Source organism: Bifidobacterium hapali (assembly GCF_002259755.1).
GTDB lineage: Bacteria > Actinomycetota > Actinomycetes > Actinomycetales > Bifidobacteriaceae > Bifidobacterium > Bifidobacterium hapali.
The window spans coordinates 231,842-256,607 of the sequence record NZ_MWWY01000005.1; the positions used below are offsets into that span (position 1 = coordinate 231,842).

Here is a 24,766-nt window from a genome sequence, read left to right on the forward strand (position 1 = left end):
CTGCCGATTACAATGTTGCGTGGCTCACGATCGCTCGCACCGGGCTGTCTGGACATCATCCCGCTCGCCGCGTCGGAAGAGGAGGTTGCTGGGCAATCGGCGATGCTCGACAATCTCAGGCGGGACGCTTACGCCAGCATCGAATGGTTTCCCTTGACAAGGGGAGCCACTATTGGCGAAGCTGACTTGAGAAGCAATGAATTCGTTAACGTATTTATGACGCAGGATACTAGGGAAACCATGCACATCGTAACCGAGCTTCTCATGCAGTACCTATTGCGTATGCATGCGTGTCGCGGGATTCTGGACCTACCGGTACACTAGTTGCACTTGGCCGACGTTCATATATCACCGGTCGTCGGCTTTGCAATGACAAAAAGACATACGGGAGGCGGAACTGTACGATGACCGATGCCCATGATGTAGCTGGCACGATCAATGCCAACAACAATTCCACGAATAATGTACAGGGGCAGAAGCCTCGCTCTACTCAGCCGGCAACGTTGCTTGCCATTGCGCTAGTCACCCTACTGTTCTTCACGTGGGGTCTCACCATGAATATGGTGAATGCGCTGAATACTCCGTTCGGTAACTATCTGCAACTCAACAGTGCGCAGTCGTCACTGCTGCAGGTGGCGTATTACAGCGCTTACTTCATCATGGCTATTCCTGCTGGTCTGATCGCACGTCGATTCGGCTATAAGGGCGGCATTATTTGCGGTTTGTTGCTGTTTGTGATCGGCTCGTTTACGGTTGCGCCGGCTACTGGCATGGCAAGCTACCCGCTGTTTTTGCTCGCTATGTTTGTGATCGCGCTTGGTGCGGCATCGTTGGAAGCGAACTGCAACCCCTATATCACTAAGCTAGGTGATGAGCAAGGTGAATCGTTCCGTTTGAATCTTGTGCAGAGTTTTAACGGTGTTGGCACAGTGGTTGGTCCGTTGATTCTCGGTCAGATTGTGTCGCAGACGGTTGCTCCTGGCCAGCCTGGATTTGAAGCAGCGAAAACGAAGTTCCTCTCGGACACGCGTGGCGTGTACATGGCGATTGGCATTGCTCTGGCAGTGCTGCTTGTGATATTCGTTCTTGTAAAGCTGCCTACTCCGCCTGACGATGATGCTGAGGTTGTTTCGGATGCTGCGCAAAGTAACGTATTCCGCGATCTGCTGCATCGCCCGTATTTTGTTCTCGGTGTGTTCGCACAGTTCTTGTTCCTTGGCATTCAAACCGGTGGTATGGCTATGTTCCCGGCTTATGCGCTAAAGCATTGGGGTGAGGGCACTACGGCTGGTTTTGCGACGGCGTTGTTATCAGTGATGGCCTTACTGTTTACGCTCGGTCGATTTTTGACGACGCCTCTGATGGCGCGGTTAGATCCGGCGAAGATTCTCGGCTGGTACATGTTGATCGGTGCGGCACTGATGGTCGTAGTTTTCCTTGGGCTGGGCCGTGTATCTGTGATTGCGTTGCTCGTGTCGTTCTTGTTTGTTTCGATTGGTTATCCGACGATTTTCTCGTTGTCGTTGCGTGGCTTGAGTGGCGTGCAAGCTAAGACTGGTTCGTCAATTATCGTGATGAGCATTGTCGGCGGTGCGGTGATTATGTTCATCCTTGGCGTGATTCAGGATGCGGCTGGTATTGAAGTGGCAATGCTTGCGATGGTGCCGTTGTTCTTGTTTGACGCGTGGTATGCGTTCTTCGGTTCGCGTATCGGTCGCTAGTTAGCTTTGTTCAATACATGAGTTTCCAGCATCGAACAATGAGCATATAACACGGCGGGAAATGGGACTGCATTGTCCTGTTTCCCGCCGTTGACGTGTATAAGTATCATGCCATCGTCTAACGGATGACATGACAGGGGGCAGTCCGGTTGGTAGCGCAACAAGTGCCTACGCTAGCCGAACTATAACGATTCAGCGGGCAGTCTTGCCGTTAGCAAGATTGACGAGATCGGAGAGCACCTTGGTGTTAGAGAAGCTGCTCTGAGCCATCGAGCTCATGCCGTACATGGCCAGACCACGCAGCATGGAATCCTTGAATGACATGATATGTTCCTTTCCTTGGACGCCGTCGGTTTGACTGACGTTGCTGTGTCTGAAACCGGTTTCTTTTTGAAACCGGTTTCATAATACAGCACACACACGATGCTGGCAAGAGCAATATCGTCGCATCGGCGTTTCGCAATAGGTACAATGGTTTTCGCGATGTCGTACACAGTCTTTACTGGCCTATGCAACGATAACGCAACCGAACCGTAACGCAGTCAATTTCAGAAGGGGCGCGCAACACATGGCAAGAAGTACAGGGCATACGAGGCCAGTAATTACAGATGTCGCTAAACTCGCCGGCGTATCTGCCCCCACGGTGTCACGCTATCTCAACGGTACTGCTAACGTTACGGAAGACAAGCGTGTCCGTATTGCCGCCGCGATTAAACAACTCGGATATGAGCCGAGCATTGTCGCCCGTGCACTGTCAAACCGTGAAATGGATTCTGTAGTGGTGTTTGCTGCCAATCCATCAGCGTTTTCGACTTCCGCTACAAATCATGGTGCGGAAGCTGCCGCTCGCCGTCTCGGTTTTCTACTTACGATCGTCTCACTTGATGAATCTGATATGTCCTCAGTTGAGGCGCGCGTACGCATGGGGTTGTCTGTTCGTCCGGCTGGAGCGATCGTCTATGAATATGATCGATCGGGACTTGAGGCATTGCAATACATGCCAAAAGATTTGCCAGTTGTTGTAGTGGGCGGCAGTTTTGGCGACGGAGACTACCAAATCATTAATGCTGAACGTGACGGTGGTCGTTGGATGACCCTGCACTTGCTTGATCTTGGGCATCACACTGTTATGTATGTGGGTGGAGGCGAAGGTCCGAGCGATAACACTCGGCTCAATGGCTGGCGTGACGCACTTGAAGAGCGTGGCATAGAGGTGCCTGAGCCAATTATTATCAATGATGATCGCAATGAATTAGTACGTGTTGGTCGTGAGCTTGGCCCGCTTAAAGATGTGACTGCGATTTTTGCTGGCAGTGATGAGACTGCGATTGCTGTGATGAAAGGGCTACGTGAAGCAGGTCGCCATGTTCCAGATGATGTGAGTGTTGTTGGTTTTGACGATCGTGGATTTGCTGCGATGTGGGAGCCTGCATTGACGAGCTATACGCAGAATTTCCATGAGATGGGGGAGAGGGCATTTCGTATGCTGCATGAACAAGTGTATGCGCGCCGCACAGGAACGGCGATGCCACAGCCTCGTGTTGAAGTGGTACAGGGGCGTCCGTGTTTGCGTGATTCGGAAGCATGTGTTGCTTGGTAAGTAAACTGTCATCGTGACAGTCGGTAAACGCTTACTGTTATTTGCATCACAATATATAAAAATAACGAATTCTCTAATGTAGATATATGGTAACCGCTTTCCGTACTATGGTATAGTAATCAACGGCTGTATGGATTACGTGTAAGCCGCATACTTCTCGTGATTATTCAATAAAACAGTCACAAGAAGAAGATTGCTATTGAGATACGTAAGGACGGATAAAAATGCCATATATTGTCAAGAGAATCATCTGTTTTCTTGCCGGCATTGCCATTGAATCATTCGGTATCGCGCTTATCACGAAAAGCAATCTTGGTACTTCACCGATTTCCAGTCTTGCATGGGTGACTACGCTACGATTCCCACAAATCAGTTTCGGTGTAACCACGTTTGTGATGAATGTCCTATTCGTTGTTGTTGAACTGATGTTATTGCGTCGTGATTTTCAACCCATTCAGTATCTTCAACTTGCTGTCACCTTTTGGTTTGCTTCCACGCTCGATGTCAGTATGAATCTACTTGTCTGGTTCTCTCCTGATACATGGTGGGAGCAAGGTATTGGTCTGTTGCTCGGCTGTACGATTCTCGCACTCGGTATCTGCATGGAAGTTGCTCCGGGGCTCATCATGGTGCCCGGTGAAGGCGTAGTGAACGCACTCGTCATCGTGACGAAGGCACGTTTTGGAACGCTTAAAGTATGTTTCGATGTATTGTTGATCATCATCGCTGGCATACTGTCGTTTGTATTCTTCGGTGGTATTCGCGGACTCGGTATCGGTACGATCGTCGCCGCAATTATCACGGGGCAAATCGTCAATGTCATCAATCGGTATTGTCGTTTCGTTCCTGCGAAAGAACCAGTCGCGGCATGTGCCTGATCATGTGATTATATGGTCATGTGGAATCGTGTGCCATTAATAACGAATCCACTGCCACTCGCCCCGTCTACGACGACAGCTGAGGGGGCAAGAATGTTGTCAACAAACTTCTGATTCAAGCTGCTTATCTGCTCTGGCAACGTATGGCAACCTGTGGCCGTGACTATAGGCGGTGCGTAAGATCGATTATGTGTGCCCGTTTTGGGTAATTTCGATTGAAGGAGCATCGCATGTCACAGCAGACCGCACCATCCGCGAAGTCATTTGTCATATTCTCGTTCCGCCCGACTGATCTCGTCGACAAAATTATGGGAGATGATGCGTGGCGCACTCTTGAACATGTTGCTGACTGGGACCGTGATGAGAACGGTAATCCGATTGTCGTGGAGAATTTCCATGACTCAGCGAACGCAGAACGTATCGCAAAAGCTGACTACATCATCACCGGTTGGGGAGCGGAGCACCTTATCGATACAACTGTGCTAGATGCGATGCCGAACTTGAAAGGTATCGTTGCTGCCAGTGGTGCCGCTGACCGTATTTTTGCCGATGCTGACGCCAAATCAGCTGCACAATCGCGAGGTATTGCGTTATCGAACTCTGGCTATCTCAACGGTTTGCCAGTTGCTGAGTACTGCTTTGCGAACATTTTGCTTGCGAACAAGCAGTTCTTCCGTGCTGAACGCATGTATCACGAGCAGCGAGGCTGGGGCGCATGGGTGGATGTGCAGAGCATTTTCGCGAACGTTGGTAACTATGAGAAAACGGTTGGCTTAGTATGCGCATCGTCGCGTATTGGCCGCAGGCTCATGACGATGCTGCAAATGACCAGACTTGATGTGCTGGCGTATGCGATTGATATGTCTGCTGATGAAACTGCTTCGTACGGTGCAATCAAGGCTGATCTTGACACAGTGATGAGTCAGTCGGACATTGTGTCGCTTCATGCTCCTGACATTCCGCCGCTGCGTGGCATGATTGGTGCACATGAGTTATCTGAAATGAAAGATGGGGCGACGTTACTCAATTCTGCGCGCGGTCGCGTGGTTGACCATAACGCGCTGATTGCTGAATTGAAGACTGGCCGTATTAACGCGATTCTCGATGTGACGTGGCCGGAGCCGTTGCCGTCTGATTCACCGCTGTGGGATATGCCTAATGTGATACTAACGCCGCATATTGCGGGTTCGACTGGTACCGAGTTGCATGCAATGGGACTCAATGTGGCGCAAGAAGTGGCTCGTCATGCCGCAGGTAAGCCGTTACGTTTCCGTGAGGAGTACTAAAAAGTATTAGAGGGGTATCTACTATTCTGCATCAGAAGTTCGCTTACGATGCTTGTAACTCCCCTTGTCAGGGGAGGTGCCAGGGTAACTGACTGAGGGGTAGCACACCTTTGGAACGTTCAGTCCGTGTGATTACCCCTCAGGCCGCTTCGCGACCAGTTCACCCTGCAATGGGCCGGTGTGCGCGGTACAGTATCACTCAGTGTTATATCTGTCATAGCAGAGGAGTTATTCATGGCGAATCGTGCGGAACGTCGTAAGGCCGCTAAAGACCAGCGTAGGGGAATCCCGTCTCAGTACGATCAAACGCAAGGCCGCGGCCGCGCGAACATGATCGACGAATACGCGTTGCAAGAGAAGTCCCGCCGTATTCAAGAAGGCACTGACGGCCCGTGGAAGCCCACCGCGCATTTTGACGTTGATGACGTGGAATCCGCGTTTGTCGCTGATCCGAACTATCGCGATCCGAAGGCACTCAAGGCACCGCATTCGCTCCATCAATGGTTCCGCGTAGTCAGCTGGACACTGATTATTCTCGCTGCAATCGCGTTCTGCGTGGTCATGTGGTTGCCACAGCATCCCATGTGGTTGATCGCGACGGTTGCAATAGTATTTATCATCGGCGTGCTCAGCCTATTCTTCACTGCCGGCAACTCCAAAGACAATCCTAATCTTGATGCCAACGGTACTGCTGTGTGAATCTGTTCTTACATGTTCAGTAGTTCAGTGCTGACTGAACCACGGACTGAACGCAACGCACAATCATCGCAACACAACACGCGATGGTTGTGCGTTTTTTGTTACCAGATGGCCTAGAGTGGACTGTGATGGCAATAGGCTATCTACACAGATTGGAGCGTTGAACCGATGAAGGTCGATCTACTTACCCGCGAATACCCGCCGCATGTCTACGGTGGAGCTGGCGTACATGCTGAAGAATTGTCTAAGGTCTTAGCCGAGCGTATTGACGTAACCGTACGAGCGTTCGACGGTCCACGTACGGCAGCAGATGTGCCTACGATCCCGAACGCGGCAGAAGCTAAGGGCAGTCTCAATGTTGTCGGCTATGGTGTGCCGTCTGAACTAGCACAAGCGAATCCGGCGCTTAAGACATTCGGCGTTGACTTGCAGATTGCCAGCGATGTGGACGCGGATATTGTTCACGCGCATACGTGGTACTCCTGCCTTGCTGGTTACTTGGCCAAGATGTTGCATGGCACGCCGCTGGTGATTACCGCGCACAGCCTTGAACCGTTCCGTCCGTGGAAGCGCGAACAGCTCGGTGGCGGATACAATCTGAGCTCGTGGGCAGAAAAAGATGCGTATGAGCATGCCGACCGTATTATCGCTGTTTCTGGCGGCATGCGCAAGGATATTCTTGCCGCATACCCGAATCTTGATCCGGATAAGGTTGTTGTTGTTTACAACGGCATCACTATGTCTGAGTTCGCTACCCCGGCTGCAGACGACCCAGCGTGGGGTGTATTTGACCGATACCACATCGATCGCAGCAAGCCGACACTGCTTTTCGTGGGACGCATCACCCGTCAGAAGGGTCTGCCGTATCTGCTCAAGGCGTTGCACTTCGTCAATAAGGATGTACAGGTGGTGCTGTGCGCCGGCGCGCCCGACACCCCAGAAATCATGGAGGAAGTCAAGAATTCCTTCGCCGAGCTCGACAAGGAGCGCGGCAACATCATCTGGATTGAAGAAATGCTGCCCAAGAAGGAGCTGAGCGCTCTGGAACACGGTTGCGACGCGTTCATCTGCCCGAGCATTTATGAGCCGCTCGGTATCGTCAACCTTGAAGCAATGGCATGTGGTTTGCCGGTTGTTGCTTCCGCTACTGGTGGTATTCCAGAAGTTGTGGTCGATGGTGAGACTGGCTATCTTGTGCCGATTGATCAACTGCACGATGGTACAGGCACGCCGACTAACCCGGACAAGTTCGTGCACGACATGGCCGACGCGATCAACAAGATCATGGCTGATCCCGAACTGCGCAAGAAGATGGGGCAAGCTGGTTACGAACGTGCCCGCGACGTGTTCAGCTGGGAGTCGATCGCCGACGAAACCGTCAAGGTCTATCAGTCGGTACTTGACGAACAGAAGTAATCTGGGCGTTGTTGCCTATGTCAGAAGTTCGTTGACGATGTTCTTGGCTCCCCTTGTCAGGGGAGCCCTATTGGCGAAGCTGACTTGAGAAGCAGTGAATTCGTTAACGGATTAATGATGCAGGACACTAACTGTCCAACCGCCACAGAATCAAATCATCACAATCACCAAAGGAATCGTTCATGCCTACCGAAGTCCTCAAACTCGAGAACGTCGAATTTCGCCGCAACCGTCGCGTCATCATCACAGACGTCAACCTTACGATCAACGCTGGCGAACGTTGGATTCTCTTCGGACCAAACGGCATCGGCAAATCCACTGCGGTAGGCATGCTCGCTACACGCACCTTCCCGTCAGAAGGACGTGTATTCGTTCTCGGTCATCAACTCGGTACTTACGACGTTTTCAAACTTCGCACGCGCATCGGTTTGGCTTCCGCTGATCTCGCACGACAATTTCCGCCGTTTGAAGACCCACTCGATGCAGTCGTCACCGGACTATCTGCGGTCACCGGCCGTTGGCAAGACACGTATACAGACGCAGAATATGCGCGCGCACGCCAGCTGCTCAAGGATTTTCGTGTCAGTTATCTCGAAGGCAAGCAAATGTGGCGTCTGTCTGAAGGAGAGCGTACACGTGTGCTCATTGCTCGCGCACTTATGGGCGATCCTGAACTACTGATTATGGACGAGCCGACTACGGGGCTTGACTTGGGTGGACGTGAACAAGTGATGCGTACGCTGAGTCGTATCGGCGAAGAAAGTTCGTCGCGTGCTGTAGTGCTTGTTACGCATCGGCTTGAAGAGATCCCAGCTGGATTCGATCATATCGCTATTATGGGTCGCAAGCCGGTGTCTGCTGAGGACGCGACCGAAGACGGTATTGATGCGATGGGCAACCCTTCAGCTGGCACGATCGTGTACACAGGTTCGCTCGAAGATGGACTTACTAATGAGCGGCTTACAGACCTGTTCGGTATGCCTATCGCAGTTGAACACACGCATAACCGCTGGTCTGCCTTTGCTGTGTGAGTTGGCGCAGTGAGTTGGCGCGCTGTGCTGGTGCGGTGCGCTGGCGTTATGCCATGATTGAAGTAATACCATTGGTTGAACTGATGTGCGTATGGTGAGAGGAGAGCCACAGTGACAACGCGCAAACTAGTGTTTATTGATATTGATGGCACACTGGCGGACGAGCATCACGAAGTGCCAGTTTCGGCTCGAGAAGCATGCCAGCAAGCGCAGCGTAACGGGCATCTGCTGTTTATTTGCACCGGTCGTTCTATGCCGAAGATTGAACGAAGCATTCTCGATCTTGGTTTCGATGGCGTGGTTTCGGTAGCTGGTGCGCAGGCGAATATGGGGGACCGGCTCCTGTTCCAGCACGAGGTATCTCCTGAAGCAATTGACGCTGCAATGGAGTATTTCCGCGCGCATCATATTGACAATTATCAATGGCAAGGTGCAAACGGTATGTATATTTCCGAAGGCTATCGTCGCCATCTTGAACGCAAAGGCAACATGTGGAATAAAGGCGAGTTTGCCCGATTCTGGCATCCAATTGACGAGGTTGAGATTCCTGAAGGTTCTACGCTGGGCCACGTTATTCATACGAGTAAAGGTTCGTATTTCACTGGTCCTGATCCGGACGTGACATTTGAACAGACGAAGCAGGATTTGAGCCCGTGGTTTGAGACAGTGCACGGCTCGTACGACAAGATTTCCCCCAATAATGGCGAACTACTGATCAACGGTGTTGACAAAGGCACTGCGGTACGCGACGTAGCTGCAATACTGGGTTATGACATCACTGATACGATCGCAATCGGCGACAGTGACAACGATACTGCCATGTTGAAAGCTGCCGGCACTTCCGTAGCTATGGGCAACGCTGTTCACGGTATCGAGCGTTTCTGTGATATCCAAACCACCGATATTCACGACAACGGTCTAGCCAACGCATTCCATACGCTTGGATTGGTGTGATAGGCAGTGACGAATGATATGGACGAGCGTTGGATGAAGGTATTACAGGCCAAGGGTATTGCCGTTGCTGGGATGCAGAAGAATGAAAAGCGTAACGGCAATGATCGACATAATGAGCGGACAACGGGTGCGTACAGTATCTCGAAGATACCGATGTATCGTGCACAGCCGTTCAAAGCTACTGGTCACAAAGGCGGAATCAGTCGGCAAGGCAACTGACCATGTTCTGTGATGCTGTTGAACCGCTCACCCGCAGTCAGGTCATCGATATTATGAAGGCTAAGGCTCGGGATGCCGAGAATCACGAGCTTAAGGGAACTTTTGGAAGCCAACGGCCGCACTTCTGCCACTTCAATACTGTTGTGACGACATCGCCGGTCGAGTTGACTGAGCCGGTGTCAAACGAACCGGCGAAGCACGACGAATCCGAACAATCTGTCACTCCGGCACCGAAGCATGTTCCAACGAATGAGTTCGCGCCGACTGAAACGGAATCGGTCAACCACACGATTCGTGTCACGTCGCCTCATCTCAAGCCGATATTGCTGACAGAGACTGACGTGGACGACTTCCTCGATGCTTACCGTCGCAAGCTCATGGACGCTATCGAAGAAGGAAAACGTATTTTACTTTGAAAAAGATTGGTTAATGGATTAAAAATAGATTTTAAATACTTTGATATAATTGCAGTATTGTAAATCTATTTTAATCTTAGAAGGAAGGTGTTGTCGGTGATCGACAGGCCACAATACTTGCGCAAACTTGACGCATGGAAAGACCATGATGTGGTCAAAGTGATCACCGGCGTGCGCCGATGCGGTAAATCAACGCTGATGACGCTCTGGAAGCAACGGCTGATTGAACGGTATGGCGTCGCACCTGAAGCCATCATCCACATCAACCTTGAACTACTGCAAAACGAACAGTTCCTCGAATATCACAAGCTCCACGAGGAAATTCTTCGTCGCTGCGCGCTCGCGAACTCTACGACGAGCGATCGCCGTTATGTGTTGATCGATGAAATTCAGAATGTGCCGGACTTTCAGAAAACTCTCGACAGTTTGCAAGCTAGAGGCGATCTCGATCTGTACATCACCGATTCGAACGCCATGCTGCTCTCCGGTACGTTGGCCACCCTGATATCCGGTCGGTATGTGGAGATCTCCATGATGCCGCTTTCCTTCGCTGAATACTGGAATGCGCGTTCCGACGAAGGATTGACTATGCAGCGCGCATGGTCGGAGTACCTGCATGATGGCGCGCTTCCGGCGACAGTGGGATTCCCCGGCGATGCGACCATGTTGCACGATTATCTTGACGGCATTCTTAACACGGTGCTATTCAAGGATGTGGCGGCACGTCTTGGCGTATCCAACATCGCTTCGTTGGATACGGTGACCCGATATCTGTTCGACAACATCGGTAATCTCGTCAATCCCAAATCCATTGCGGATACCATGACCTCGATGGGTACAAAGATATCACCGCCCACAGTATCCAATTACGTGGAAGGTCTTACGGCGGCATTTATCTTCTACCCGGTGCAGCGGTTCGATATCAAGGGCAAACGTGCGCTGCGTCAGGAGCGCAAGTATTACGCTGTGGACCTCGGCATTCGTCGTATCCTGTGCTCCAACAACGTGCGCGATACTGGTCGTCTCTTGGAGAACGTGGTGTTTCTCGAGCTGATGCGCAGGGAAGGGGACGTGTTCGTCGGCCAAGGTTCGGGCGGTGAGATCGACTTCATCACCAACGGCGTCAACGGACGCCGATACTACCAAGTGAGCGAATCCGTGCGCGATCCGAATACCTTGGAACGTGAGCTATCGTCGCTGCGCGCAGTCAAAGACAATTATCCGAAGATCCTGATTACGTTGGACGACGAACGCCCGACCTCGCACGAGGGCATTGAACAAGTGTATGCGCTGGATTGGCTACTCAACGAGGAGAACATATGACCGGTAAAATAACGAGTGATGATTACGACGAGACCGCAGATATCGTATTTGGCGGTGACATTTCGCTAGATATCGGTGCGGCGAACTATGACGCTGCTATGCGCGAGAAAGATCCCGGTGAACGAGCCCGTTTGTTCCAACAAGCAGCGCGATGGTATGAGCGTAGTGCGAACATGGGTAATGCGCAGGCTGCCACAAACCTTGGTTACGTGTATTTATATGGCCGTATTGGCTCAGTGGATGACGCGCAGGCTTTCCACTGGTTTACTCTCGGTGCTCAGATGGATAATCCGGAAAGTTGCTACAAGCTCGGCGACCTGTATCGGTCCGGACGAGGATGCGCTAGTAATCCGGATAAAGCTATCGCGTTATACCGTAAAGCAGCAGATATTGCATATGATTGCTGCGATCCTAGTTTTCCACAGGATGCGGCAGTGTTGGCTAGCATCGAATTGCGTTTGGCACAGTGGTATGAGCATGCTGAAGAAACTGCCGAGAACGGTGGTAACAAGGCGCTTGCACACGATCATTATTCCCAGTCGGCTCGTTTCTTTGAAATTGCGACGGCTGGCGGGCTTAGCTGGTATGAGAAGGCATTGGAAAGTGCACGTGCTGGATACGCGCGTACGAATGATTGCTTGATTGATTAATGTGGGGCCGAAAAGAAACCCACAATAAAATCCTCAAGCGCGAAGGAACAGACAATGCCGCTAACTTATGCTATAGCTGTCCTCACCGCTTGGAATTTCTTGTCACAGGTTTTCATCGCTGCACTTTATCAAGTTTCGCCGGTGAGGGGCACCAATTTGACCATTGGTTTGTATGCCTTTCCATGTTCCCCACATCGTAACTCCGTCACGGGTTCCACGGTTATGCTTGAGTCGGCTCAGCAGCAACTGCGCAAAGTCAAGGAATTCACCGTCATCTACCAACGCGACCGGTCCGAACACTGACCTTGACGGTCGGCGGTGGTCTACAGCGGCCGGTTTTCCGCTGGCGAGATTGCATGCATTACACTTGTACCGTTTGATGTGATATTGACGTGCATGCGCGAAAGTGTGTGAGGAGGAACCCCATGAATCCAAGGCGAGGACCGCTGAACGCCGGCGAGAAGGTGCAGTTTACTGATCGTAAGGGCAAGAGGATCACCGACCAGCTGGTCGCCGGCGGTTCCACGCAAACCGAGCATGGGCTTATCCTGCACGATGATGTGATCGGCCGCACGGAAGGCATCGTCGTCACCACGGTCACCGCAAAACGCGAAGCGCAAATTAACCAAGTGCATCCGGAACGCGATGCGAACAAACCGTGGAAGGCAGTGCGCGCGATCGGCGGTTGGGATTATGCGGTCATGCGTCCGCGGCTCGCCGACTACGTACTGTCTATGCCACGCGGTGCGCAGATCATGTATCCGAAAGACATCGCGCAAGTCATCCAGCTCGGCGACATTCGCCAAGGACTTACCGTGCTCGAATCCGGTGCCGGCTCGGGTGCGATGAGCGTCAACCTGCTCGACGCGGTGGGGGAGAACGGTCACTTGACCACAATCGAGCTGCGCCCTGATTTCGCGCGTGTGGCAGAAGCAAACGCAACCCTGTACTACGGCGAAAAACCGACCTGGTGGGATCTGAAAACCGGTGACTTCGACTCAGTCGCGGCAACCTTGCCGGAACATGCATACGATCGCATCATGCTCGACATGCTCGACCCGTGGAACCGTCTCGAACAGGCGTACCGAGTGATCGCACCCGGCGGCGTGCTCATCTGCTACATCACCACGACCACGCAGATGTCGCGGCTTGTTGAAGCCTTGCGTGATGCCGGATGCTGGACCGAGCCGGACATTCAGGAGACATTGGAACGTAGTTGGAAAGCACAAGGGTTGGCCGTGCGACCCGACCATCAGATGATCGGCCACACCGGTTTTCTTGTGGTGTCGCGCGCAATGGCTGAGGGATTCACAGCGCTCAAAAAACGCGACCGCGTCACCAAGGATACGACCACTGATATTGATTCGCTGACTGATGATGAACGTGCCGCGCAGCTCGAAGACCTTGAATTGCGTGATATTTCGGATCGTAAACTGCGCAAAGTGTTGCGAGATCTCGACGCGCAAGTTGCACAATTGGGCTGAGCATTGATTAAATCTTGGGCTGAGACTGAGCCAAAAACGGATCGAGTTGGCGAGTGAGCTGAACTGTCAGCATAACTGCGATGATCGAGTGAGCCAAACGGCAACCGAGCGACAACACGCGGGCAGAAAGTTCACTTTCATCGTCCATAATAGGGGCAGTTGCGATCTGCTGACCGAAGGGGAGTCATGGCTGTCAAGCTGGGCAAAGTCGAGAAAAAAGCGAAATCGTATGAGCATGTGCTCATCATCATGCGTCATGCAAAAGCTGAACCGTTCGGCGAGCATGGCGACCGTGATCGTCCACTAGCTGACAAAGGCTTGAAACAAGCAAAAGCTGTCGGTAAAGGATTGCTTGATCTTGACCTTGTACCAAACCGTATCGCATGCTCTGGCGCTCTTCGCACGCAACAGACTTGCGCTCGCATGCTCAAAACATTCGGTGACATACCGAAAGTCGACTATCGGCAAAGTTTGTATGACGGCGGTGTGCAAGCCGTACTTGACGAACTTGCGCAGACCAAAGATAAGCATCGTGTGCTCATGATCCTAGGCCACGAGCCGACCATGTCGATCGCCAGTCAATGGCTCGCTTCCCCGCAATCCGATCATGCAACATTGGACCAGCTTAACCTTGGCCTGTCTACTGCGTCCGTAGCAATTTTTGGCTCGAACGAACCATTTAGCCAGTGGAAACTGCACGAAGCTGATCTTCTCGCGGTGATTACTCCTAACGATTTTAACTGAATTATTGAATCCTTGTGCCTAGTCCTGCGCGCGTTTCTCGAGTATTCGTCGAAATGCCTGTCGCGGGACGCTCACTACCTATGTAAGAATACCGATATGATTTCGATCGGCATAGTGGACAATGACCGGTTTGCTCTGGCCATGCTTGCGCAGACTGTAGGGCGGGCGCTAGTAGGAGCCCGAGTGGTCTGGACTGTTGAATCGGGCGTGCAGGCGCTGCATCGCTGCTTGTATGACAGGATGATACCTGACGTGCTGCTGCTGGACATGTCGCTCACTGACGTCGACGGTGCTGAAGTGTGCCGACGCATCCGTATGGCGTCAGATCGGCCGTCGATACTATGCATTACTTCGTACGCGCTCGATCATTACCGGCAGGCTGCAATCGATGCAGGGGCGCAGGGCCTCATTGCGAAGAGTTCGACGCCGCGAGAGCTAGCCGAATTCATAGGTGCCGTCGCTGATGGCAATGCCATCGGAACGGGATTCATGAACGCGACTGTGGCACATCGATCCGTCATCACTGCAACACAATCGGCTGTGGTGTTGTCGGAACGAGAACGGCAGGTGCTGGACCGATATGCAGCGAACCGCTCCACCGTTGAAATCGCTCAAGAACTCGGTATCAAGGCATCCACCGTATTCGTGGTCGTCGGCCATGCCAAAACCAAACTTGGTGCAACCACTCGCGCAGAGGCGATTCGTATCTATTTGGCTGCAAAACGCGCTGACAGCACCCACTGACCATCTTCGACGCGAGTGGTCATGTCAACGCCCATGCGGCGGTATCGTTCCAATCCACTGCCCAGTCCCTCAGTCGCATCATACTGCCGGGGAATATTCGTTGCTGTAATGATGATGGCAGGATTCGTTTCATCACGGCAGCTTACCAATGAGTGTTCATTTGTGGCGATCGACACCACATATCCGTGAGTTGGATCGCCATGTTTGGCAATATTTGTGTAAATTTCCGACAGTAGTCCAGACAGTTCGTCGAAACTGCGGTCGCTGAGACTTGGCAAGGTGTTCGATAGCGTCGTTTGCCCGCCGAAACCGATCGTACGCAACCGATCCTCCTGTTCATCAACGTATGCAGCGATGCGTTCGACCGTGGCCTTCGTAGACGGAAGCATCGATGATGACAATGGTGTCGTCGTGCCGTCGAGTGTTGTGATGACTTGGTGCGTGCTACACAGCGCATGATCGATGATTGCACGCAGTTCGTGTAGCTCAGCTGTGGTATCGAACGACGTCATATTAACGTGCGCTCCACATTCGACGTGATTGTCCTGCTCATCGTTGTGTTCGACTGACGTGAGATTGCGGTCGATACGCATGATTGCGTATGCCAGATCGTTGGAGATACGATCGTGCAGTACCCTAGCGATATGCTCCCGTTCCGTCTGCCGACGCACTTGTTCGGCCAGTCGTGCATGATCTACGTGCCAGCGCGACGCGACGCCGATCGTCAGCGCAAACACACAGTACGCGAACGATATCACTACCGAGTCGGACAGACCAAGACCGAACAACAGCTTGCGATCGATCATCAGTGCGATGACGCTGAGTGTGGCCGCGAGGCCGGATGCCAGTCGACTGTCTGTCCAAATCACCGTTACTGCTATCAGCATTGCTAACGAATACGAATATGACATTGGGAATGGCGACACCAGACCGACACAATACAGTGTGACTACTAGCCACGCACCGGACTGTGAAACGAACAGGAGTACGATCAGCGACGCCAACGCCAGCACTGGAATCAGTAAATATGAGAGCAGATGATTGCTGGGCCAACGCATGAGAGTCTCAACGATGATGCAACAGGCAACGGACCCGCACGCATATATCATGGAACGCCGAACGGATGTTAAGCGTTGTTGTGCTGATACCCCAAGAGCGGAACCGACGTGAGGGCTTTTGAACTTACGGATGGCCATAACTACATTGTCCTAACATCCTCTGATGCGTCTGTATGAATGTGCAACTCGTTACAGAAGAGGGATACAGGTTTTCTTTATTGACCTATGCAGACTTGCAGATAGATCAATAGAATCCATGATATCGGCATCGAGGCCGGTATTGAACTAAAGGAGAAACTATGAAACGGATACTTAAGCAAAGGCACATGGATGCTCATGACCGTAGGACTATCGATGGAATCGGAACATACTACCGTGTAAGGAGATAGAGCATGGGAAAACATTCGTGTTCCTGGTTCATCGGATGGGGTTGTACGTCTGTGGTGATGGCACTCGTAAATGTTGTTGAATGGATCATTAAGCCGCAAGAGGATTTCCTGATGATCGGAATATGGAATATCGTCGATGCCACGCCGATCCTGACCATCGTCATTTTGCCGGTGGTATCCGTACAGTTGTTGGTTCGTTATGCAGATGAGTACTCTGTCAAAAGTAGAATGAGCATAGCGCTGGTGTTTATGGTTCTTATGGCGGCCTGCCTCGAGGGGTATCATCTTGCTCCGGATTGGTTCATGCTGCCGGACCTTGCTCCTGAGCATGTTTACAATCATCCATATGCGAACTATGCTTTAGCGTGGGGAGCGCTATGTGCAGTCGTGACTGCATTGTGCTGCTTTGCATGTGCATATGCTGGGGCGCGGGATAACCCCGGGATGACCCCATCTCACCAACAAATGCGGGTTAATCGTTCTGTTGATCGTCTATGGAGATCTCCCCGATAACTCTAAAGGGTGTCGCCATAACCTTGGTTTATGGCGACACCTAAGTTTACCTGATGTCTTATGCAGGGCTGATCTGTGATAGGTTGGCCGGGTTGCATTCGTAAGATTCGGGAGGAACCATGTCCGCACTGACTTCCGTTTCCGGTTTTCCGCGCATCGGCCAAAACCGAGAACTGAAGAAGATTATCGAAGCCTACTGGAAGAGTGCTGCGTCGCTTGACGATGTACGCGCAACCGCCAAGGAGCTGAGAGCCCGGCACTGGAAGTTACAGGCTGCCGCTGGCGTCAACCTGATCCCTAGCAACGATTTCAGCTACTACGATCAGATGCTTGATACGGCGATCCTGCTCAACGTTATTCCGCAGCGTTACCGTCGTCTCGCGTTCGAGAATCCAGAAGAAACACTGTTCGCGATGGCTCGCGGCTATCAGGGTGAACGCGGTGACGTAACCGCTCTGCCGATGAAGAAATGGTTCACCACAAACTATCACTATCTCGTGCCAGAAATTGAGCCGTCCACCGAAATCAAGCTCAACGGTACCAAGCCGTTCGACGAGTTCAACGAAGCCAAGGCACTCGGCATTGACACTAAGCCGGTACTCATCGGCCCGTACACGTTCCTGAAGCTCGCTCGCAATGACGATGCTGAAGAGATCACGATCGACAAGGGACTCGTTAACGCAATCGCCGCCGTGTACGCACAGATCATTACCAAGTTTGCTGAACTCGGTGCGGCATGGGTACAGATTGACGAGCCATACCTCGTGCTCGACAAAGAGCCGGGGGACGTTGAACTGTTCAAGACGCTGTATACGAAGATTCTGCCAGCGCGCGATGGCAAGGTCAAAGTACTGCTGAACACGTACTTCGGCCACATTGCCGATGTGTACGATACGGTTAATCTGCTCGGTTTCGACGGTATCGGTCTTGACCTCAATGAAGGCAAAGATGAAAACCTTGCAGCCGTCCAGCAGTATGGTGTGAACTCGGCTACGACGATTTTTGCAGGCGTGGTTAACGGTCGTAACATTTGGCGCAACAACTATGCGGTCAGCCTCGGTCTAATCGATGCGCTCAAGCAGGTTACGGATAATGTTGCGGTATCCACTGCCAGCTCTCTGCTGCATGTGCCGTTCAGCACCGAAGGCGAAACTGCACTCGATCCGGCTGTGCTTAAGCATTTCGCATTCGCCGTCGAAAAGGTCGGCGAACTCGTTGAAATCGCTGAACTCGCTAACACAGATGACGATCAGCGCAAGGCGTCGGCTGCTCTCGCTGCAAACCAAGCACTCTTCGATGGCACACGTGTAACCGCTGATCCGAAGGTTGCCGAGCGTATTGCCGCCCTCAAGCCCGAGGATTTCGTTCGCCAGCCAGCTCGCGCCGAACGCCAGAAGCAGCAGCGCGAAGCACTCGGTCTGCCACTTCTGCCGACCACCACGATCGGTTCCTTCCCACAGACCAAGGAAATTCGTGCCGAACGCGCTCGCCTGCGCAAGGGCGAAATCACCCGCGACGAGTATGACACATTCATCAAGGCGCAAATCGACGCATGCATCAAGCATCAGGAAGAGATCGGCCTCGACGTGCTCGTCCACGGCGAGTTTGAACGCAACGACATGGTCGAATACTTTGGCCAGAACCTCAACGGCTTCCTGTTCACGAAGAACGCGTGGGTACAGTCCTACGGTACTCGTTGTGTCAAGCCGCCGATCGTGTGGGGCGACGTTTCCCGCGCTAAGCCGATCACCGTGGAATGGTCGAGCTACGCACAGAGCCGCACCGATCATGTGATGAAAGGCATGCTCACCGGTCCGGTTACGATCCTCAACTGGTCGTGGCCGCGCGAGGACATCACGCACGAACAGCAGACCGAGCAGCTTGCGCTCGCCATCCGCGACGAAGTGCTCGATCTTGAGGCTGCTGGTATTCGCGTCATTCAGATCGATGAAGCTGCATTGCGCGAGAAGCTGCCGCTGCGTAAGTCCGACTGGCACAAGAAGTACCTTGACTGGGCAATTCCCGCATTCCGTCTCGTGCATTCCGCAGTCAAGCCAACTACGCAGATTCACACGCACATGTGCTACTCGGAGTTCAACGACATTATTCGTGACATCGATGCGATGGACGCGGATGTGATCTCCTTCGAGGCATCTCGTGGCGATCTCGTTGTGCTCGATGCGATTCACGATGCGCACTTCGAGACGGAAGCTGGTCCGGGTGTCTACGATATTCACTCGCCGCGTATTCCGTCCGAAGCTGAGATTGAGGATCGTATTTATCAGATTCTCGACAAGATGGATGCTGCGAAGGTGTGGATTAACCCTGATTGCGGTCTGAAGACTCGTGGCAATGCGGAAACGTGGCCGAGCCTTGAACATTTGGTGGCGGCTGCTAAGGCTGTGCGCGCCAAGCTCGCTGAGTAGTTGAGTCGGCTGAAGTTTTGACTACATAGTTGAGTTTTGCGGCTGTACTCATGAACGGATAAACGTGTGGGCTCCCATTGCTAGGGAGCCCACACGCGAATAAGGGCTGAATAAGTTCTCTACATAAGGATTCTTGATGACTACTCCTATGTTTTCTCTGGAAGTTTTTCCTCCTAAACGTAACGCGCCAGTCGGTACTATTTACGACACGCTTGACGGACTTGAAGGGCTTAAACCGGACTTTATTTCAGTTACGTACGGTCATGGTACTGCCTCTGATCGCACTGCCACCGCGCGCATTGCGCACACGATTCGTTCGGAATACGGCATTCCTACGGTGGCGCATTTAACCGCGTTATATGCAGATCACGAGATCGTCGATCATGCGCTCGAAATGTTTGATGAAGCTGGAGTCACGGCTGTACTTGCGCTTCGCGGTGACTATTTGCCTGATCGTGAAACGGTTAGTGTGTTTCCGCATGCCAGTGATCTGGTCGCGTACATTCGTGAGCAGCGCCCCAATCTTAAGATTTTCGGTGCCTGCTATCCGGAAGGTCACTATGAATCATCGTCGCTTGACGAAGACATTGCCAATTTGAAAATCAAAGTAGACGCCGGTGCAAGTCATTTGATCTCCCAACTGTTCTACGATAACGATGATTTTTACCGCTTCCTTGACAAGGCGCGGGCAGCTGGTATTACCGTGCCGATCGAAGCAGGTATCATGCCGGTGCGCGGACCCAAATCGGTACGAAGCATGGCTGAACGTAATGCTTCTCGTATCCCAGAAAAACTCGACCGTATGCTCGACAAGTGGGCTGACAATCCCGCGGCGTTGCGCGCAGCCGGTATCAACTATGCGTCTGAACAAATCACTGATCTTGTGGCGCACGGTGTGGACGGCATCCACCTGTATACCATGAATCATCCTGCTGGTACGCGGCGTATTTGGTCGAACGTGGAGTCCCTGTTCGCTAAGTGATTACGTAGGCAGTACTTGAGCAATGCTGAGTACTACTTGAGTACGCAACGTCACGAAAGTGTCAAAAAACAGGCAGCAGATGCGCAAATATCATGCTGCTATGTCTCAGTCGTGGATGTCCGCGCACGGCTTGACCAATCTTGCGCTACATTGGGACAGTATGGACGCAACCCGAGAATTCAAGGCAAGCGCACGCGAACTTATTCACGCTGGCCTACAGGATCTGGATATCGCACGGACACAGTTTGACAAGCTCGTCGCCGATGGTGTCGACGAGCCGAGACTACGTATGCTTTTGACTGATTTGGAAAAAGCATGCGATCCAGACATGGCACTGGGTAATTTGGTTGACATTATTAACGCGTTACAAAGTCAAGGCAGAACACTTGATGAAATCCTGCCTGACGAGCAATCGTTCGCACGACTTGTAGCGGTTCTTGGCGTGTCTGATGCAATGGGCAAGCTCATGCGTTTCCGGCTTGATCTTGTAGAAGCGGCCGCTAGTGACGCTTGTAATTCGCACTTATTTAACCATGATCAGCGTCGAGCTCACGTACTCGAAGCGGTTGGTGCTGACCCGAACGAACGCAATATGCCAGTCGCCACGTTGGATTTGGCGGAAGCGACTACTGCGTTACGTCGCACCTATCGTAAGCAACTCGCGTCGATCATCGCGCAAGATACGCTTGCCGACGACCCGATCGCTTTGCAACCGCGTATTAGCGAGGAACTTTCCGACCTTGCTGATGCTGCGCTTGAAGGAGCGTTAGCAATCGCTCGGCATGAAGTGGACGGTAGTGAGCATGTGCGATTCACGATTATCGGCATGGGCAAGCTCGGCGCGCGCGAACTCAACTACGTATCCGATGTGGATTTGATTTACGTAGTCGAACCAGTTGATCATCAGATTGATCATCAGTTGCTGGTACGTATCGGTACCAAAATGGGTACTCTGCTACAACGCGTGTGCCAATCGGTCATCATGGGTGTTGCTGAACCGACCTTGTGGCAAATCGACGGTGGATTACGGCCTGAAGGTAAGGATGGTCCGCTCGTGCGTACGCTCGATTCACATCGCGGCTATTACGAGCAATGGGCGGAAAACTGGGAGTTTCAAGCACTGTTGAAAGCGCGCCCGGTTGCTGGAGACAAGGATCTTGGCCAAGCATACATGGATATGACTCGTCCATTCGTGTGGAGTGCGTCGAAGCGCGACAATTTCGTGTACGACTGCCAAAAAATGCGCAAACGTGTGGAAGACCTTATCCCGGCGCCATTGAAGGATCGCGAGATCAAGCTCGGTCGCGGTGGCTTGCGCGATGTGGAGTTTACTGTGCAAATGCTCCAACTCGTGCATGGCCGTGCGGATGAGAATTTGCGTACTGCGTCAACGCTTGAATCGTTACAACGACTTGCTGACGGTGGTTATGTGTCGCGTAAACAAGCGGTGAAACTGTCGTGGGATTACCGGTTTGAGCGCGTGATGGAGCACCGTCAGCAAATGTGGGCACTCAAACGCACGCACTTGTTCCCTGATCTTGGGGCGGGTAGTATCGGTGGCCTTGATCGCAAACGTGATGTGAGCGATGAGGACCTTAACCGTAATCCTGAGTTACGTAGGCTTGCTCGCGCGTTCGGCATGCATCCAGAAGAACTGGTGAACAAGTACGACGAGACACGTCGTGAAGTACGCCGCCTGCATATGGATATTTACTATCGGCCTATGTTGCCAATTGCTGCGTCGACAGACGGTGACGGGGTTACATTATCTGAGCAGGCGGCGCAGGAGCGATTCGCATCAATCGGTTTTGCGGATACGGATGCGGCTATCCGTCATGTTCACGCGTTGACTGCTGGTGTCTCACGCGCGGCAAAGATCAACCGTATTATTCTGCCAGCGGTACTACAGTGGCTTGGCCAAGGTCAAAATCCTGATATGGGATTGTTGAATTGGCGCAAACTTGAAGAGAATTTCGGCACAGATAGCGAATATCTTGGGTTCTTGCGCGATTCAACTTCCGCTGCGCAGCGACTGTGCCATATTTTGTCCAATTCGCGATTCCTCGGTGATGCGTTAAACAAATCCGTTGTTTCAGTAACATGGCTCGGCGACGATACGCGGTTGCGCGCCCGAACTCGGGAAAGTCTTGACGTGCAGTGTGCATCATCATTAGCTCGTAATGCTGACAATATCAACGATTTCGCAACATCAATGCGAGCAATGCGACGTCACGAAATTGAACGCATTGGCTTGGCATGGATGAGTGGCGTCATGGATGACGCCGACTCATTGAACGGCATGACTGACGTGTACGATGCGATTATCGACGCGTCATTAACATGGGCGATGCGCTGGCAATGCCGTGAACTTGGCCTTGACGAGTCACGACCGCCGATCGCAATGTCTGTTATTGCGATGGGTCGGTACGGTGGTCGGGAAGTCAATTTCAGCTCTGACGCGGACGTGATCATGATGTATCGGCCGGTTGATAACCGCGGCGAGAGTGAGTCTGAAATTACAGATGATACTCCAGCAACTCCAGTAGCTCCTGTATTCGACGAGCAGCAGGCCAATCAATTCGCGCGCAAAGTATGCGAGTCCATGCGCCAGATTTTGCAAGGACCGACAACACTTGAGCCAAAAATCGAACTTGATATGGATTTGCGGCCTGAAGGTAAGAACGGTCCGCTAGTGCGGTCTTATGCGTCCTGCCGTGAATATTACACAGCTTGGGCAAGTACGTGGGAGCATCAAGCGTTGCTGCGCGCACGATATGCGGCTGGTGATCGGGCGCTCGCTGAAGACTTTTTGCATGAGATTGCGGACCCGTTGCGTTATCCGGTGAACGAGCTGACTGAGTCTGAAGTAGCGCAGATTCGCAAGCTCAAGGCGCGTATGGAAGCTGAACGTTTGCCTCGCGGCGTGCGCCGTGATCGTCACCTGAAGCTCGGCAAAGGCGGATTGTCGGATATTGAATGGACTGTGCAATTGCTGCAGTTACGTCACGCTGGTGACCATGCTGCGTTGCGGTTGAACTCTACGCTCGGTGCGCTCGACGAGTTGGAACGCATGACATATATCAGTACTGCTGATGCGATGGTGTTGCGTAAGGCGTGGCGTATGTGTACGGCAGCGCGTAACGGCAACTATCTGTGGAGTGGACGCGTTTCGCAAGCTGATATTTTGCCGGACGATATTTATTCGTTGGGCGGTATTGCAGTGTATCTCGGTTACGATGCACATCGCGGTCAGCATTTTGAGAATGATTTGCTATCTGCAATGCGCAAAGCGCGCGACGTAACAGAACGACTGTTCTACGGTCGCTGATGTGTTGGTTGTGTGGTTGGGTTGGGTGTCGTTGGGGTGAATTGTGTGGGTCGTGTGGGTGGATTTGTGGTTTTTGGTGTGGTTGTGGTGGTGTTTTGGGCGTATTGTGAGAGTGTGAGCGTGTTGGAGGCGTGTTTTCGACACGCCGTGGGAACGTTGTTGTTGCAACGTTTTGGGTGTTGTTTTGTGATGCTGGTTTGCGCTTGTGTGTGGTGTCGTGTATGTTTATCTCTTGCTGCCGCTGAGCGGTCTGGTTCCTTCCGGTTGGTTGGTTTCTGGGTTTGCTTGGAGTGTGGTGGTGGTTTGAGAACTCAAGAGCGTGTTTGTACTACTTCTTTATGTTTGTGATTGCCAGTCCAATTCCCGCCTTTGACCTGTTTGTTGGTTGGGGGTCTGCGAGAGTGGTTAATGGGGGTTGGGGTTTTTGTGCGAACGTCCTTCCTTATAGGACGATTGTCGATTTTTTGTTTTTGAGAGTCATTTTTGTGTCTTTCTGCAAGTTTTTTGTGGAGGGTTCGATTCTGGCTCAGGATGAACGCTGGCGGCGTGCTTAACACATGCAAGTCGAACGGGATCCTAGACTTCGGTTTGGGTGAGAGTGGCGAACGGGTGAGTAATGCGTGACTGACCTGCCCTGTACTTTGGGATAGCTCCTGGAAACGGGTGGTAATACTGAATGTTCCACATGATCGCATGTGATTGTGGGAAAGCTTTTTTGCGGTATGGGATGGGGTCGCGTCCTATCAGCTTGACGGTGGGGTGATGGCCTACCGTGGCTTTGACGGGTAGCCGGCCTGAGAGGGCGACCGGCCACATTGGGACTGAGATACGGCCCAGACTCCTACGGGAGGCAGCAGTGGGGAATATTGCACAATGGGCGCAAGCCTGATGCAGCGACGCCGCGT

General features: G+C 52.3%; 21 protein-coding genes and 1 rRNA gene. 20 read left to right on the top strand and 2 right to left on the bottom strand.

The genetic code is table 11. From position 1 onward, the window contains the following. Positions 1–404 precede the first annotated feature (404 nt). Complete coding sequence (locus tag BHAP_RS01595) at positions 405–1,721, top strand: MFS transporter (RefSeq protein ID WP_094728945.1); 1,317 nt, start codon at positions 405–407, stop codon at positions 1,719–1,721. 192 nt (positions 1,722–1,913) lie between these two features. Here the strand turns inward: BHAP_RS01595 and BHAP_RS11975 are convergent, their stop codons facing one another. Then, positions 1,914–2,045: a hypothetical protein gene (locus tag BHAP_RS11975; RefSeq protein WP_275542091.1), complete on the bottom strand. Its 132-nt coding sequence runs from the start codon at positions 2,043–2,045 to the stop codon at positions 1,914–1,916. Between the two features lie 244 nt (positions 2,046–2,289). Between BHAP_RS11975 and BHAP_RS01600 the strand changes: the two genes are divergently transcribed. From BHAP_RS01600 to BHAP_RS01670, 14 genes are all read left to right on the top strand, one after another. Further along, the gene (locus BHAP_RS01600) at positions 2,290–3,321 is read left to right on the top strand and encodes a LacI family DNA-binding transcriptional regulator (protein ID WP_094728947.1); all 1,032 of its coding nucleotides are present in this window, start codon (positions 2,290–2,292) and stop codon (positions 3,319–3,321) included. Between the two features lie 224 nt (positions 3,322–3,545). After that, a complete protein-coding gene (locus BHAP_RS01605) occupies positions 3,546–4,199 on the top strand; it encodes a YczE/YyaS/YitT family protein (protein ID WP_094728949.1) in 654 nt (217 codons plus the stop codon). 230 nt (positions 4,200–4,429) lie between these two features. Further along, positions 4,430–5,485, top strand: a complete 1,056-nt coding sequence (locus BHAP_RS01610; RefSeq protein ID WP_094728951.1) for a hydroxyacid dehydrogenase — start codon at positions 4,430–4,432, stop codon at positions 5,483–5,485. A gap of 234 nt (positions 5,486–5,719) precedes the next feature. Next, positions 5,720–6,184 carry a hypothetical protein gene (locus BHAP_RS01615; RefSeq protein ID WP_094728953.1) on the top strand — a complete coding sequence of 155 codons (465 nt, stop codon included), beginning with the start codon at positions 5,720–5,722 and terminating at the stop codon, positions 6,182–6,184. A 168-nt stretch (positions 6,185–6,352) separates the two neighbouring features. After that, positions 6,353–7,600 (top strand): glycogen synthase, encoded by a 1,248-nt coding sequence (gene glgA / locus BHAP_RS01620; RefSeq protein WP_094728955.1) that lies wholly within the window; start codon positions 6,353–6,355, stop codon positions 7,598–7,600. 182 nt (positions 7,601–7,782) lie between these two features. After that, positions 7,783–8,631 carry an ABC transporter ATP-binding protein gene (locus BHAP_RS01625; RefSeq protein WP_094728957.1) on the top strand — a complete coding sequence of 283 codons (849 nt, stop codon included), beginning with the start codon at positions 7,783–7,785 and terminating at the stop codon, positions 8,629–8,631. Positions 8,632–8,742: 111 nt separating this feature from the next. Next, the gene (locus tag BHAP_RS01630; RefSeq protein WP_094728959.1) at positions 8,743–9,585 is read left to right on the top strand and encodes an HAD family hydrolase; all 843 of its coding nucleotides are present in this window, start codon (positions 8,743–8,745) and stop codon (positions 9,583–9,585) included. A gap of 6 nt (positions 9,586–9,591) precedes the next feature. Beyond that, the gene (locus tag BHAP_RS01635) at positions 9,592–9,804 is read left to right on the top strand and encodes a hypothetical protein (protein ID WP_244569235.1); all 213 of its coding nucleotides are present in this window, start codon (positions 9,592–9,594) and stop codon (positions 9,802–9,804) included. 2 nt (positions 9,805–9,806) lie between these two features. Next, positions 9,807–10,220 carry a hypothetical protein gene (locus BHAP_RS01640; RefSeq protein ID WP_094728963.1) on the top strand — a complete coding sequence of 138 codons (414 nt, stop codon included), beginning with the start codon at positions 9,807–9,809 and terminating at the stop codon, positions 10,218–10,220. Positions 10,221–10,316: 96 nt separating this feature from the next. Continuing rightward, positions 10,317–11,543, top strand: coding sequence for an ATP-binding protein (locus BHAP_RS01645; protein WP_143248701.1), 1,227 nt, complete (start codon positions 10,317–10,319; stop codon positions 11,541–11,543). Further along, complete coding sequence (locus tag BHAP_RS01650) at positions 11,540–12,193, top strand: tetratricopeptide repeat protein (protein WP_094728967.1); 654 nt, start codon at positions 11,540–11,542, stop codon at positions 12,191–12,193. Before BHAP_RS01645 ends, BHAP_RS01650 begins: the two co-directional genes overlap by 4 nt. A gap of 425 nt (positions 12,194–12,618) precedes the next feature. Then, complete coding sequence (locus BHAP_RS01660; RefSeq protein ID WP_094728971.1) at positions 12,619–13,677, top strand: tRNA (adenine-N1)-methyltransferase; 1,059 nt, start codon at positions 12,619–12,621, stop codon at positions 13,675–13,677. Between the two features lie 186 nt (positions 13,678–13,863). Then, entirely contained in the window at positions 13,864–14,421 is a 558-nt protein-coding gene (locus BHAP_RS01665) for a SixA phosphatase family protein (protein WP_094728973.1), read from the top strand. A 96-nt stretch (positions 14,422–14,517) separates the two neighbouring features. After that, entirely contained in the window at positions 14,518–15,165 is a 648-nt protein-coding gene (locus tag BHAP_RS01670; protein WP_094728975.1) for a response regulator transcription factor, read from the top strand. Here BHAP_RS01670 and BHAP_RS01675 read toward each other — a convergent pair. After that, on the bottom strand, positions 15,129–16,223 hold the full coding sequence (locus tag BHAP_RS01675; protein WP_158216403.1) for a sensor histidine kinase: 1,095 nt from the start codon (positions 16,221–16,223) through the stop codon (positions 15,129–15,131). The two genes, BHAP_RS01670 and BHAP_RS01675, sit on opposite strands and share 37 nt — an antisense overlap. Positions 16,224–16,615: 392 nt before the next feature. On the opposite strand from BHAP_RS01675, the gene BHAP_RS01685 reads away from it, so the two are divergent. The 5 genes from BHAP_RS01685 to BHAP_RS01705 form a co-directional block, all read left to right on the top strand. Further along, the gene (locus BHAP_RS01685; protein WP_094728981.1) at positions 16,616–17,125 is read left to right on the top strand and encodes a hypothetical protein; all 510 of its coding nucleotides are present in this window, start codon (positions 16,616–16,618) and stop codon (positions 17,123–17,125) included. A gap of 119 nt (positions 17,126–17,244) precedes the next feature. Next, a complete protein-coding gene (metE, locus tag BHAP_RS01690) occupies positions 17,245–19,551 on the top strand; it encodes a 5-methyltetrahydropteroyltriglutamate--homocysteine S-methyltransferase (protein ID WP_094728983.1) in 2,307 nt (768 codons plus the stop codon). A 136-nt stretch (positions 19,552–19,687) separates the two neighbouring features. After that, complete coding sequence (gene metF, locus BHAP_RS01695) at positions 19,688–20,533, top strand: methylenetetrahydrofolate reductase [NAD(P)H] (RefSeq protein ID WP_094728985.1); 846 nt, start codon at positions 19,688–19,690, stop codon at positions 20,531–20,533. 160 nt (positions 20,534–20,693) lie between these two features. After that, a complete protein-coding gene (locus tag BHAP_RS01700) occupies positions 20,694–23,861 on the top strand; it encodes a bifunctional [glutamine synthetase] adenylyltransferase/[glutamine synthetase]-adenylyl-L-tyrosine phosphorylase (RefSeq protein ID WP_094729037.1) in 3,168 nt (1,055 codons plus the stop codon). 503 nt (positions 23,862–24,364) lie between these two features. Beyond that, a 16S ribosomal RNA gene (locus tag BHAP_RS01705) occupies positions 24,365–24,766 on the top strand; the annotation flags it as partial.

Bases quoted from the DNA above. Each gene is read 5' to 3' on its own strand.
- BHAP_RS01595 (WP_094728945.1), top strand. From the start codon at position 405: ATGACCGATGCCCATGATGTAGCTGGCACGATCAATGCCAACAACAAT.
- BHAP_RS11975 (WP_275542091.1), bottom strand. From the start codon at position 2,045: ATGTCATTCAAGGATTCCATGCTGCGTGGTCTGGCCATGTACGGCATG.
- BHAP_RS01600 (WP_094728947.1), top strand. From the start codon at position 2,290: ATGGCAAGAAGTACAGGGCATACGAGGCCAGTAATTACAGATGTCGCT.
- BHAP_RS01605 (WP_094728949.1), top strand. From the start codon at position 3,546: ATGCCATATATTGTCAAGAGAATCATCTGTTTTCTTGCCGGCATTGCC.
- BHAP_RS01610 (WP_094728951.1), top strand. From the start codon at position 4,430: ATGTCACAGCAGACCGCACCATCCGCGAAGTCATTTGTCATATTCTCG.
- BHAP_RS01615 (WP_094728953.1), top strand. From the start codon at position 5,720: ATGGCGAATCGTGCGGAACGTCGTAAGGCCGCTAAAGACCAGCGTAGG.
- glgA (WP_094728955.1), top strand. From the start codon at position 6,353: ATGAAGGTCGATCTACTTACCCGCGAATACCCGCCGCATGTCTACGGT.
- BHAP_RS01625 (WP_094728957.1), top strand. From the start codon at position 7,783: ATGCCTACCGAAGTCCTCAAACTCGAGAACGTCGAATTTCGCCGCAAC.
- BHAP_RS01640 (WP_094728963.1), top strand. From the start codon at position 9,807: ATGTTCTGTGATGCTGTTGAACCGCTCACCCGCAGTCAGGTCATCGAT.
- BHAP_RS01650 (WP_094728967.1), top strand. From the start codon at position 11,540: ATGACCGGTAAAATAACGAGTGATGATTACGACGAGACCGCAGATATC.
- BHAP_RS01660 (WP_094728971.1), top strand. From the start codon at position 12,619: ATGAATCCAAGGCGAGGACCGCTGAACGCCGGCGAGAAGGTGCAGTTT.
- BHAP_RS01665 (WP_094728973.1), top strand. From the start codon at position 13,864: ATGGCTGTCAAGCTGGGCAAAGTCGAGAAAAAAGCGAAATCGTATGAG.
- BHAP_RS01670 (WP_094728975.1), top strand. From the start codon at position 14,518: ATGATTTCGATCGGCATAGTGGACAATGACCGGTTTGCTCTGGCCATG.
- BHAP_RS01675 (WP_158216403.1), bottom strand. From the start codon at position 16,223: ATGCGTTGGCCCAGCAATCATCTGCTCTCATATTTACTGATTCCAGTG.
- BHAP_RS01685 (WP_094728981.1), top strand. From the start codon at position 16,616: ATGGGAAAACATTCGTGTTCCTGGTTCATCGGATGGGGTTGTACGTCT.
- metE (WP_094728983.1), top strand. From the start codon at position 17,245: ATGTCCGCACTGACTTCCGTTTCCGGTTTTCCGCGCATCGGCCAAAAC.
- metF (WP_094728985.1), top strand. From the start codon at position 19,688: ATGACTACTCCTATGTTTTCTCTGGAAGTTTTTCCTCCTAAACGTAAC.
- BHAP_RS01700 (WP_094729037.1), top strand. From the start codon at position 20,694: ATGGACGCAACCCGAGAATTCAAGGCAAGCGCACGCGAACTTATTCAC.